The organism is Paraconexibacter sp. (genome assembly GCF_059438195.1).
In genome coordinates this window covers 90,889-102,046 of sequence record NZ_JBLKKY010000005.1, presented here as the reverse complement: position 1 = coordinate 102,046, position 11,158 = coordinate 90,889, and the positions used below count along the sequence as shown (strand labels likewise).

Genomic DNA, 11,158 nt, shown 5'->3' with positions numbered 1-11,158 from the left:
CCCGGCGTGAACCCCCGGTCCACCGCCGGGCGCGGATTCGCGCCTCTCGGAAGGGGGAGACGCCCCCCGCGGTCAGGTCGTGCGGGCGCGTGCGAAGTCGACGAACCAGTCGAACGCGCCGGGGTTGGCGAGCGCGTCGCGGCTCGCCGCCTGCTCGGGGTCCTGGCCCATGAGGAGGCGCTTCACGGGCACCTCGAGGACCTTGCCGGTGAGGGTGCGGGGCACCTCCGCGACCGCGTGGATCTCGTTCGGGACGTGCCGAGGCGAGCAGTCCTCGCGGATGCGCGTGCGGATCTGCGCGACGAGGTCGTCGGTGAGCTCCTCGCCGTCGGCGAGGACGACGAAGAGCGGCATCCAGCCGTCTCCGGTCCCGTCCATCGCGGGGACGTCGACGACCATCGCGTCGACGACCTCGGGGAGCGCGAGGACGGCGGCGTAGATCTCGGCCGTCCCCATGCGGATGCCGCCGCGGTTGATCGTCGAGTCGCTGCGGCCGTAGATGACGGCGCTGCCGCGCGGCGTGATCCGGATCCAGTCGCCGTGGCGCCAGACCGCCCGGTCGTAGTGCGAGAAGTACGACTCGCGGTAGCGCTCGTCGCCGGGGTCGTTCCAGAACATCACCGGCATGGAGGGCATCGGCTGGGTGACGACGAGCTCGCCGACCTCGTCGATCACCGGCCGGCCGGCGTCGTCCCACGCCTGGAGGTCGACGCCGAGCCCCGCTGCCTGCAGCTCGCCGAGGTGGACGGGGACGAGGGGGTTCGCGCCGACGAACGCCCCGGCGATGTCGGTGCCGCCGGAGGCGCTGAAGAGCCAGATGTGCTCGCCGAGCTCGTCCATCACCCAGCGGAAGCCCTCGGGGGACAGAGGCGACCCGGTCGAGCCGATCGCGCGCAGGCGCGAGAGGTCGCGGCCCTCGCGCGGGTGGATGCCCGCCTTGAGGCAGCCGTGCAGGTACGCGGCGCCGGTCCCGAAGACGGTGACGCCCGCGGCGTCGCAGAGATCCCACAGCACGCCGATGTCGGGGTGCCCGGGGTTGCCGTCGTAGAGGACGATCGACGCGTCGGTCATGAGGCCGGCGACGAGGTAGTTCCACATCACCCACCCGGTCGTCGTGAACCACAGCACGCGGTCGTCGGGCCGGGTGTCGTGCTGCAGCCGCCACGTCTTGAGGTGCTCGAGGACGATGCCGCCGTGCCCGTGGACGATCGCCTTCGGCAACCCGGTCGTCCCGGAGCTGTAGAGGATCCAGAGCGGGTGATCGAACGGGACGCGGGCGAACTCGAGCGGCTCGTCGGTCGCCGGGAACGCGTCGGCCCAGTCGCCCGCCGAGGCGTCGAGGTAGCCGAGCCGCACCGTCCGGCGCAGCGACGGGAGCGCCTCCTCGAGCTCGGCGACGACCTCGGTGCGGTCGTGGTCGCGGCCGCCGTAGCGATAGCCGTCGACGGCGAGGAGCACGGACGGCTCGATCTGGGCGAAGCGGTCGACGACCGTCCGCGTCCCGAAGTCCGGCGAGCAGCACGACCACGTCGCCCCGAGCGAGGAGACCGCGAGGAACGCCGCGACCGTCTCGGGGACGTGCGGCAGGTAGCCGACGACGCGGTCGCCCTCGCCCACGCCCATCGCCTGCAGGCCGGCGCGGATGCGCGTCGTCTCCTCGCGCAGGTGCCCCCACGTCCACGTCTCGTGCTCGCGGACCTCGCCGGCCGCCTGCAGCGCGAGCGCGTCGTCGTCCTTGCCGCGGAAGACGTGCTCGGGGAAGGAGAGGCGGGCGTTCGGGAACCACGACGCGCCCGGCATCCGCGCGTCGGCGAGCGCCGGCTCGGGCGAGCCGTCGTGCAGGACGTCGAAGCGGTCCCACACCGCGGTGCGCCAGAACCGCCCGACGTCTTCGACGGACCAGGCATGCAGGGCCGCCGCGTCCTCGAGGCCGAGCTCGTCGCGCAGCAGCGCCATCTCCGAGCGCTCGAGCAGGTCGGGGCCGGGCGTCCAGATGACCTCGGGGATCTCGTCGGTGCTCGCCATGACACCGACCGTATCCGCGTCGGCCGTCGCCGCCATCCTCCCCGAGGGGGAGCCCCGCTCGACCCTGGGGGGAGGGCTCAGCCGAGCGCGAGGAGGTCCGGCAGGCTGTCCTCGAAGGCGTCGAGGACGGCGGGGTCGAAGTGCGTGCCGCGCCCGGACCGGACGATCCCGAGCGCGTCGGGGACCGGCATCGCCGGCCGGTAGGGGCGGTCGCTGAGGAGAGCGTCGAGGACGTCGGCGACCGCCGCGATGCGCGCCTCGAGCGGGATGTCGTCGCCGCATAGGCGCCGGGGGTAGCCGGTGCCGTCCCAGCGCTCGTGATGGGCGAGCGCGATCGTCGCCGCGAGCTCGAGGAGCGCCGACCCCGAGCCGCTGAGGATCGCGTGCCCGATCTCGGTGTGGCGCTGGATCTCGGCACGCTCCTCGGCGGTGAGCGGCCCCTGCTTGAGGAGGATGCTGTCGGGCGTCGCGACCTTGCCGAGGTCGTGCATGGCGCTCGCCGTGCGCAGCAGCTCGCAGCGCTCCGGTGAGAGACCGAGGGCGCGGGCGATGACGACGCAGTACTCGCTCATCCGCCGCACGTGCTCGCCGGTCCCGCCGTCACGGAGCGTCACCGCGCTCGCGAGCCGCGCGATCGTCTCGTCACGCGTCCCGATGATCTCCGCCTGGCGTCGCGCGAGAGCGACGGCCTGCGAGAGCTGGTGGGCGACGGCGCGGCAGAGATCGACCTGCTCGGGCGTGAACGGCCGTCCGTCGCCGCCGAGGACGACCACGCCGAGCTCGTCCCTGTCGTCGCGCAGCCCGACCGCGACGCCGTCACCGGAGACGACCGCGCGACCGTTGCGCGCCGCCGCGTCGACCGCGTCGGCGGGGACGTGCGGGGGCTCTCCCACCCGGACGGTCTCGCCCGGCGTCGCCGAGCGGAACTCCGCCCCGGCGACCCCGGTGGCCTCCATGCACCGCTTGAGGATGTCCTCGATGACCGCGGCGGGGTCGGGCGAGCGGCCGAGGACCTCGGAGATCCCGGCGATGACGGCGAGCTGGGCGTCGCGCTGGGCGAGCTCGTCCTCGAGCGCGACGTGCTCGGCGGCTTGCACCGCGAGCGCACGGCCGAGACGCTCGGCGTGGAGCGCGACGTAGCCGTCCTCGTCCTCGTCGCGCGCGGGCCGGGCGGTGACGACCCGCCGGATGGCCTCGAGGATCGCGGCCATGTCCGGCTCGCGGGTCACGAAGCCGACGGCGCCGGCCTTCACCGCGAGCTCGCGGTCGGACTCCTCGACGAAGACCGAGGAGGCGAGGATCACCGGGACGTGGGAGAGCTGCGGGTCGTGGGCGATGCGACGGCAGAGCTCGAAGCCGTCGAGCCCCGGCATGAGGACGTCGGCGACGACGACGTCGGGCTGCTCGGAGCGCACGGCGTCGAGCGCGGCCGCGCCGTCCGGCGCGTCGACGACCTCGTACCCCGCGTCGCGGAGCCGCAGGACGGTGAGCTTGCGCTGGAGGTCGGTGTCGTCGGCGACGAGCACCTTCGTGCCGTCGCCCGCGCCGCCGCTCGCGAAGCCCGGGACGAGGCGCTGGACCGCGGCGAGGAGCGCCGACGGCTCGACGGGCTTGCGGATGCGCTCGTCGAATCCCGCCGCGGAGGCCGCCTGCCCGAAGAGCTCCTGCGCGTGGGCGCACACGGCGACGACGGGCGTGCTCGTGCCCTCCCGGCGCGAGCGGATCGCGTCGCGCAGCTCGATGCCGTCCATGTCGGGGAGGACGAGATCCTGCACGACGAGATCGAGCGGGCCGTCGAGCGCGGCGAGCGCCGCGGCCCCGTCGCGCGCCTCGACGACGTCGCAGCCGTGGCTCTCGAGGGTCACGCGCAGCATCTTGCGGTTCCCGGGGTGGCCCTCGACGACGAGGACGCGTGGACGGCTCATCACGCCGCCTCGGCGGGGAGGTGCGGCGCGAGCTCCTCGGCGAACCGGCGCGTGTCGAGCGGCTTCGGGATGAAGCCGGTGCACCCGGCGGCGAGCGCCTTCTCGCGGTCGTGCGTCATCGCCGCCGCCGTGAGCGCGACGACGGGGATGTCCCGCGTCGCGGGGTCGTCCTTGAGGCGCCGGGTGAGCTCGAACCCGTCGACCTCGGGCATCTGGAGGTCCATGAGGATGATGTCCGGGCGCTGCTCGGCGAGCCGGTCGAGCGCCTCGCCGGCGCTGGCGGCGACGTCGGCGTCGTGCCCCTCGGAGGCGACGAGCAGCTGCGCGAGCTTGAGGTTCATCGGGTTGTCGTCGACGATGAGGATCCGCGACCGCATGCCTCACCCCACCGGCTCTGCGGCCGGCTCGGCCGGCGTGGGACGCTCGACGGCGACGACCCGCGGGAGGACGACGTGGAAGCGGCTGCCGACGCCGAGCGTGCTCTCGACGGCGACCTCGCCGCCCTGCGCCTCGACGATCGACTTCGTGAGCGAGAGGCCGAGCCCGGTCCCGCCGTGCCGGCGGTTCGAGCCCGTGTCGACCTGCTCGAAGGCGTCCCAGAGCCGCTCGAGGCCCTCCGGCGGGATGCCGGGCCCGTCGTCCTCGACGACGATCCGGAAGCGGCTGTCGCACTCGAGCGTCGCGCGGACGCTGACCGACCCGCCCTCGGGCGTGAAGCGGAGCGCGTTCGAGACGTAGTTGAAGAGGATCTGCTTGAGCTTGCCCGGGTCGAGCTCGAGGGGATCGATCGCCGGGTCGATCTCGCTGCGCAGCTCGATGCCCTTGCGGACGGCGAGCGAGCCGACCGCGTCGCACACCTCGCCGACGATCGTGGCGCACTCCACGGTCTCGGGGCGCAGGTCGATCTTCCCGGCCTCGATCTTCGAGAGGTCGAGGACGTCGTCGATGAGCCGGCGGAGGTGGCCGGCGCTCGTGAGGATGTCGCCGAGGTACTCCTTGTGGAGATCGGCGACCGGGCCCACGCGCCCGTCGTGCATGAGCTCCGCGAACCCGATGATGCCGTTGAGCGGCGTGCGCAGCTCGTGGGACATCGTCGCGAGGAACTCCGTCTTCATGCGGTCGGCGGCGACGACCTCCTCGTTGCGGTGGGCGAGCTCGGCGTTCGCGCGGGCGAGCTCGTCCGAGCCGAGGGCGAGGCGGCGGACGAGGACGACGACGAGGACCGAGACGAGGACGAGGACGAGGAGGAGCGCCCACGGCAGCCACTCGGAGAGCCCGCCGACGGCCGCGTACAGGCTGCTCTCAGGGGTCGTCACGACGACGGCCCAGTCGGTGCCGACGATGGGGGCGCTCGCGTAGTAGAGCTTCTCTCCCTCGAGCTCGATCGGACCGGACTTCCCGGCGGGGAGGCGCAGGACGCCGTCGGGAAAGCGTCCGCTCGCGGTCGCGAGCGGGGCACCGGTCGCGCTCACGACGAGGGCGTCGTCCTGCGGCGAGGTGCGGATGCGCTGCAGGTATCCGCCGAGGAAGCCTTGGAGGAGCTCTCGCGGGAACGACATCACCGCGACGCGGCGGCCGTTCTCGGTGTCGATGCCCGAGACGAGATGGACGCGGCCGTCCGCGCCGTCGCCGACGTCGAGGATCCAGTCCTCTCCGGCGCCGACCTCCCGCGCCGCGTCGGCGGCCTCCGGCACCGGTCGGCCACGCTCGGCGGCGTCCTGCGGCCACTTCGCGAGGACGCGGGCCTCCGCGTCGGTGACGACGAACGACTGTCCCGGGATCTCGACGGCCTCCCTGAGGACCTCGTCCGTGATCGTGACGCTGCTGAGGTCCTCCGCACGCTCGTCGACCGCCGTGCGGGCGGTCTGGATGAGGATCGACTCGGTGAGGGCGGCGGCGATCGTCGCGCGCTGGTCGAAGTTGCTCTCGAGGTCCGTGCGGCTCTGCGCACGCGACGAGAGGAGGGCGACGGCGACGATCGCGATGAGGAGAACCGTGACGGCGCCGGTCACGGCGACGACGCGCTGCGGTGACCTTGGCATGTTCGCGTCGTCGGCACTCGGGATTCCGGTCTTGAGCGATTCGTCGCCTTTCCGGAGCAAGATCCCCCCGGCGGATGACGAGGAATCTCCCCTGGGGAGGTGCAACGCCGACCCCCGCGGTGGGAATGTCGGGGGGTCGCCAGCCACCCGAGGAGACCCCGTGCCCATCACCGCCACCGACCTCGCCGCCTATCCCGCGCGCTACTTCGACGCCTGGAACGACCAGGACATCGAGAAGGCGCTCGGCGTCATCGCCGACGACATCGAGTGGGTCGACCCGCTCCTCCCTGCGCCGCTCACGACGAAGGACGCCGCCCGCGGCTTCTTCGAGGGGAGCTGGGCGGGGCTCCCGGACTTCCGCATCGAGGCGATCGGAGAGCCGCTCGTCGACGAGGCGGCCGGCCGCGTCGCGCAGGAGTGGCGGATGACCGGGACGCACGAAGGCGAGCTGGCCGGCATCCCCGCGACCGGCAAGCCGTTCGACGTCAAGGGCACGGACGTGTGGGAGGTCGACGCGGACGGCCGCGCCACCTCGGTCCACGCCTACTACGACGCCGCGACGCTCATGCGGCAGCTCGGGCTCGCGTGAGGGTCGAGCCGATCGCGATCTGCGATCACTCCCTTCACACGCCGTCGAGTGGCACCTAGATTCCGCGTCATGCGATCGGAGCGGACGCGGGCCGAGTCCCTGCAGCGGCTGTGCGCGAGGGGCGGCAGCTGGGGAGTCCTCGTCCTCTTCGTCTCCCTCTTCGGGACGGGGGCCCTGCCGCCGCCCTCGCCGGCCGACGAGCCCCAGCAGCTCGTCGACAGCTACTTCGCGAACAAGGACCTCGTCCTCGCCGGGCTCGTCGTCGGCTTCATGGCGTTCGGCTTCTACGCCGCCCTCACCGTCTCCATCTTCATGCAGCTCCTGCGCATCGAGGGCCGCCGGCCGGTCATGTCGTTCCTCCAGCTCGGCTCCGGGCTCGGCTGCTGGCTGTTCCTCTCGGTCCCGATGCTCGTCCTCGTCGCGGCGGGGTTCCGCGTCGATCGCGACCCGGAGGTGACGCAGGCGATGGTCGACCTCGCCTACGTCCTCTTCGTCATCCCGGTCGCGCCGTTCCTCCTGCAGTACCTCGCGCTGGCGAGCGTCGTCCTGCGCGACGAGAGCGCGGAGCCCGTCTACCCGCGCTGGGTCGCGTGGGCGAACATCGCGATCGTCATCTCGTTCGTGCCGGCGCTCGGGCTCGCCTTCGTGAAGGACGGGCCGCTCGCCTACAACGACGTCCTGCCGTTCGGCATCCCCGTCGTCACCTTCGGCCTCTGGATGCTGATGATGGGCATCATGACCCGCCGCGCCGTCGACCAGGAGGTCCGCCAGCGGATCGAGGCGGAGCGGGCGCTCGCGGCCACCGAGGCCGTCGAGGCCGGTGAGCGCGAGCCGGTCCTGTCGACGTGAGCGACCAGGGCTACCCGGACTTCATCGATCCGTTCGCGACCCCGGCGCGGGCCACGACGACGGCGGCCCCCGGCGGCACCGGGACGAGGCCGTCCGCCCGTGCCCGGTCGCGCGCGGACGGCAGGCGCTACCCCGGCGAGGCCGGGCTGTGGGTCCTCATCGCCGAGGACGTCACGGTCTTCAGCGTCGTGTTCGCGGCCTTCCTCGTCAACCGGGCGCAGGAGCCCGCGACGTTCGCCGCCTCCCGCGAGGAGCTCCTCCTCACCGTCGGGGGCGTCAACACGCTCGTCCTCCTCACGAGCTCGCTGCTCGTCGCGGGAGCCGTGCACGCCTACCGGTCGGGGGCGGCGTCGCGCGCGAGGCGGCTCACCGTCGGCGCCGCCGGTCTCGGCGTGGCGTTCGCGGTCCTCAAGGCCTACGAGTGGATCCACACGCTCGACGCCGGCTTCGAGCCGTCGACGAACGACTTCTTCATGTTCTACTACGCGCTCACCGGCGTGCACTACCTGCACGTCGTCATCGGGCTCGTCGTGCTCGGGGTCGTGTGGCGGCGGATGCAGCGCGACCCCGGGGGCGAGAGCCGCGCGTTCGTCGAGGGCGGCGCGGCGTTCTGGCACATGGTGGACGCCCTGTGGATCGTCCTCTTCGCCCTCCTCTACCTCACCGCGACATGACCCTCGCGCTCCCGCGCCGGATCGTCCTCGTCTGGGTCGGCCTCGTGCTCGCCACGATCGTGTCCTGGGTGACCGGACCCGACCAGGGCGCCACGACGCACGGCGCGCAGGCCGGCGCCGTCGCCGCGCTCACCCTCGCGATGATCAAGGTGCGCTACGTCGCCCTCGACTTCATGGAGGTGCGCGACGCCCCGCCGGCCCTCCGCCGGGGCATGGAGGCGTGGGTCGCAGCCGTCGGGACGCTGCTCGTCGTCCTCTACCTCGCCGCCTGATTCACCCAACCTCCCTGACGAAACTCACTCCTGGCGTGAGTTTCGTCAGGACGGATGAGGATCACGGGAGCGGCGGGAAGCCCGACCCCGTGATGAAGAGCTGCGGGACGAGCGTCGTCGCCTTGCCCTCGGTGACGAGCGGCGTGTAGGCCCGCGAGGTGACCGGGTCGAGCTCGAAGAAGTCGAGCTCGTCGCGCATGCGCTCCCACAACCCGGCCCGCCGTGCGTAGGGGGCGATGAAGTCCGTGAAGTAGACCTGCGTGCCCGCCATGATCTTGTCGCGACGCGGCATCGCGGCGATGCGCGCGTAGAGCCGCGAGGTCGCCTCCTCGCAGCCACGCAGGATGCGCGAGCGCTCCTCGGCGTCGACGGGCCGCAGCTCCTCGATCGGCGTGTCCCATCGATCGCGGGCGTAGAGCGCCGCGCCGGTGATGTGGCGCAGGTAGTTCGCCGGCGTCGTGAAGAGGGTTCCGATGTCGACGAGCGACGTCTCGAGGGGGCCGACGGGCTCGAACACCATCGCCTGCGTGACGGCGTGAGGAAGATCGGACGCGGCGTCCGCCCAGTGGTAGACCGGGTCGTGGAGGAAGTGGTCGCGGACGATGAGGAAGCGCCCGTCGCCGAGCGGGTAGGGCCCGGTGTCCGACACCCCGCCGCGATAGTCGAAGTGCAGCAGGAAGCCCATGAGCTCGGCGCTCGCGCTGAAGCGCTGGAATGCACGGCGCTGCTCGGGCTCCGTGAAGATCTCGGCGTCCTCGCGGAAGCGGTCGATCCACTCGGCGTCGAGCAGCGGGGCGGCGTACCCGCGCGAGCAGGTGAACATCGTGCCGCCGTCGCCCCAGGTGCCCTTGTAGAGGCGACGCATGAACTGCAGGACCGTGCGCAGGTCCTCCTCGCGCTCGCCGACGTCCTGATAGCCGAGGGAGATGCTCACGCCGCGACCGAACGCCGCCATGAAGCCGAGGGCGAGGTTGCGCAGGAGGTTGATCTTGGTCCCGACCTCGCGACGGGCGACAGCACCGAGCTCGATGATCCCGTCGGGCCCCAGTTCGTCGGTCATGAAGCGCAGCAGCTCGGGGTAGCGCTGCCAGGTCTGCAGGAAGCCGAGCGCCTCGTACTCCTGGCGCGGGATCAGACCGGACTCGCCCTCGGTCGCGCGCGCGGCGAGGCAGTCCCACATCGTCCACCCGACGTACTCGAGCATCTCGTTGGCCTCGTCGCGCGTGAGGTCGCGATGCAGCGTGTCGTCGTCGAGGTGGAGGGTCCGCGTCCGCAGGCGCGCCTGGAGCATGCGGTCGCCCTCGTCGCCGTGGGGCACCTCACCGCGGTAGCGCTCGAGCAGCGTCTGGATCTGGGCCGCGGTGTCCGCGTCCATCTCGGGCGTCGCCGGGCGGCTCTCGGCGTCGGACGTGGGGGCGTCGGCGTCGACGAGCACGGCCCCTCTCGGGGACGACGAGACGTCGAGGCGCACGAGCGCGCCGTCCGCCGGGACGACCTCTCCGCGCGGCGTGCGCATCCCCTTCGTGAACTCGACCGACATGAGGCAGGGGACGCCGTACTCCCGGGCGAGGATGCCGAGGTGGCTCTCGGGCGCCCCCTGGAGCGTGATGATGCCCTTCACGCCCGCCATGAGCACCGGCGTGAGGAACGTCGTCGTGCCGCCGCGAACCATCGCGATCGTGTTCGGCGCCTCCCCCGAGGCGACGAGATCGGTCACCGCCTGCGGGGAGTCGAGCCACAGCGCCGGGCCCTCGACCGGGTCGTCCTCGAAGACGGTGAGCCCGGTGCCGGCCTGTTCGAAGGCGATCGTCGTCATGCGTGCCGGCCCATGCGGTCCGCGATGTACTCGGGAGCCCAGGAGAGCTCGGAGTAGGTGACCCCGGGGGCCCCGTCGATCTCCGCGGTCCCGATGACGTCGACGAGGGTGAGCCGCGGGTTGATCGGATACACGATGTCCGCGTGGCGGCTGCGGTCCGCTCCACCCGTCGCGACCGTCGTACGACCCTCGGAGTCGTGCAGCTCGAGCCGCAGGCCGCGGTGGACGAAGCGCTCGTCGAGCTCGTAGTCGAACCGGGCGTCGAGGATCTCGGCCGTCGTCCCCTCCTTGTGGACGTACCCCCGGATCGCGCCGTGCCCGTAGGCCTGGAGGTCCATGACGTTGATCGAGGCGTCCTCGGCGAGGAAGTTCCACCACTTGTAGTGCGTCACCGCTCCCCAGTCGCGGGCGCCCCACGAATGGTCGCGGTGGCAGAACGCATCGACGGCGATCTCCTCCCCGTCGATGCGCAGGACCCCGCGTGCGCGGCCGCCCTGCTCGTAGCGGTCGTCGGCGAAGAAGGACGGGAAGCCGTCGGCGTGGGAGGCGTACGTGTAGGGGACGTGGAAGCCCTCGAAGGCGAGCTCCACGCCGAGCCGGTCGCCGCCGTAGGCGACGTCGGCCGAGCGCAGCGGCTCGCTGTGCGCGACGTGCACCGGCCCGACCCTCCAGTCCGTGAACGGCATCTCGAGACCGACGTCGATGCCGTCGCGCATCTCGAAGATGGGCTCGTCGAGCCGGGGCCCGAACGCGACGCCGGCCGCGCCGGCCTTGCCGTGGGCGTCCACCCAGGTGTAGACGAACGCGCCGAGCTGCTCCTCCGGGAGGGGCAGGACCCAGACGAGCGATTCACGCGCGTGCGGTCGCGCGGGGTCGAGGCGGTGACGGGCGTCGCAGGACGGGTCGAGGGCGGCGACGGACATGCTCAACCTCCAGGTCGTGGTCGGTGGCCGGCCTCACCGCTCC

The 11,158-nt window shown here is 72.4% G+C and carries 10 protein-coding genes; 4 read left to right on the top strand and 6 right to left on the bottom strand.

Features of this window, described 5'->3' with window-relative positions:
- Window positions 1-72: 72 nt before the first annotated feature.
- From ACME2J_RS03235 to ACME2J_RS03220, 4 genes are all read right to left on the bottom strand, one after another.
- Window positions 73-2,025 carry an acetoacetate--CoA ligase gene (locus ACME2J_RS03235; protein ID WP_495543435.1) on the bottom strand — a complete coding sequence of 651 codons (1,953 nt, stop codon included), beginning with the start codon at window positions 2,023-2,025 and terminating at the stop codon, window positions 73-75.
- 77 nt (window positions 2,026-2,102) lie between these two features.
- Window positions 2,103-3,950, bottom strand: coding sequence for a response regulator (locus tag ACME2J_RS03230; protein ID WP_495543434.1), 1,848 nt, complete (start codon window positions 3,948-3,950; stop codon window positions 2,103-2,105).
- On the bottom strand, window positions 3,950-4,327 hold the full coding sequence (locus ACME2J_RS03225; protein ID WP_495543432.1) for a response regulator: 378 nt from the start codon (window positions 4,325-4,327) through the stop codon (window positions 3,950-3,952). The genes ACME2J_RS03230 and ACME2J_RS03225 overlap by 1 nt, the downstream gene beginning before the upstream one ends.
- Before the next feature lie 3 nt (window positions 4,328-4,330).
- Window positions 4,331-5,992, bottom strand: a complete 1,662-nt coding sequence (locus ACME2J_RS03220; protein WP_495543431.1) for a sensor histidine kinase — start codon at window positions 5,990-5,992, stop codon at window positions 4,331-4,333.
- 160 nt (window positions 5,993-6,152) lie between these two features.
- Here ACME2J_RS03220 and ACME2J_RS03215 point away from each other — a divergent pair, with 160 nt between their 5' ends.
- The 4 genes from ACME2J_RS03215 to ACME2J_RS03200 all read left to right on the top strand — a co-directional run bounded on the left by ACME2J_RS03215 (window position 6,153) and on the right by ACME2J_RS03200 (window position 8,376).
- Window positions 6,153-6,581, top strand: coding sequence for an ester cyclase (locus ACME2J_RS03215; RefSeq protein WP_495543430.1), 429 nt, complete (start codon window positions 6,153-6,155; stop codon window positions 6,579-6,581).
- Between the two features lie 69 nt (window positions 6,582-6,650).
- Entirely contained in the window at window positions 6,651-7,430 is a 780-nt protein-coding gene (locus tag ACME2J_RS03210) for a hypothetical protein (RefSeq protein WP_495543429.1), read from the top strand.
- Complete coding sequence (locus ACME2J_RS03205) at window positions 7,427-8,104, top strand: cytochrome c oxidase subunit 3 (protein WP_495543428.1); 678 nt, start codon at window positions 7,427-7,429, stop codon at window positions 8,102-8,104. The genes ACME2J_RS03210 and ACME2J_RS03205 overlap by 4 nt, the downstream gene beginning before the upstream one ends.
- Window positions 8,101-8,376: a cytochrome C oxidase subunit IV family protein gene (locus ACME2J_RS03200; RefSeq protein ID WP_495543427.1), complete on the top strand. Its 276-nt coding sequence runs from the start codon at window positions 8,101-8,103 to the stop codon at window positions 8,374-8,376. Before ACME2J_RS03205 ends, ACME2J_RS03200 begins: the two co-directional genes overlap by 4 nt.
- A gap of 61 nt (window positions 8,377-8,437) precedes the next feature.
- On the opposite strand, the gene ACME2J_RS03195 is transcribed toward ACME2J_RS03200, so the two are convergent.
- Both ACME2J_RS03195 and ACME2J_RS03190 read right to left on the bottom strand, forming a co-directional pair.
- Window positions 8,438-10,192, bottom strand: a complete 1,755-nt coding sequence (locus ACME2J_RS03195) for a PEP-utilizing enzyme (RefSeq protein ID WP_495543426.1) — start codon at window positions 10,190-10,192, stop codon at window positions 8,438-8,440.
- A complete protein-coding gene (locus ACME2J_RS03190; protein WP_495543425.1) occupies window positions 10,189-11,115 on the bottom strand; it encodes a DUF7064 domain-containing protein in 927 nt (308 codons plus the stop codon). Before ACME2J_RS03190 ends, ACME2J_RS03195 begins: the two co-directional genes overlap by 4 nt.
- Window positions 11,116-11,158 lie beyond the last annotated feature (43 nt).

What these genes read in the sequence shown, in the direction of transcription:
- ACME2J_RS03235 (WP_495543435.1), bottom strand. Translation starts at nt 2,025, where the DNA reads ATGGCGAGCACCGACGAGATCCCCGAGGTCATCTGGACGCCCGGCCCC.
- ACME2J_RS03230 (WP_495543434.1), bottom strand. Translation starts at nt 3,950, where the DNA reads ATGAGCCGTCCACGCGTCCTCGTCGTCGAGGGCCACCCCGGGAACCGC.
- ACME2J_RS03225 (WP_495543432.1), bottom strand. Translation starts at nt 4,327, where the DNA reads ATGCGGTCGCGGATCCTCATCGTCGACGACAACCCGATGAACCTCAAG.
- ACME2J_RS03220 (WP_495543431.1), bottom strand. Translation starts at nt 5,992, where the DNA reads ATGCCAAGGTCACCGCAGCGCGTCGTCGCCGTGACCGGCGCCGTCACG.
- ACME2J_RS03210 (WP_495543429.1), top strand. Translation starts at nt 6,651, where the DNA reads ATGCGATCGGAGCGGACGCGGGCCGAGTCCCTGCAGCGGCTGTGCGCG.
- ACME2J_RS03200 (WP_495543427.1), top strand. Translation starts at nt 8,101, where the DNA reads ATGACCCTCGCGCTCCCGCGCCGGATCGTCCTCGTCTGGGTCGGCCTC.
- ACME2J_RS03195 (WP_495543426.1), bottom strand. Translation starts at nt 10,192, where the DNA reads ATGACGACGATCGCCTTCGAACAGGCCGGCACCGGGCTCACCGTCTTC.
- ACME2J_RS03190 (WP_495543425.1), bottom strand. Translation starts at nt 11,115, where the DNA reads ATGTCCGTCGCCGCCCTCGACCCGTCCTGCGACGCCCGTCACCGCCTC.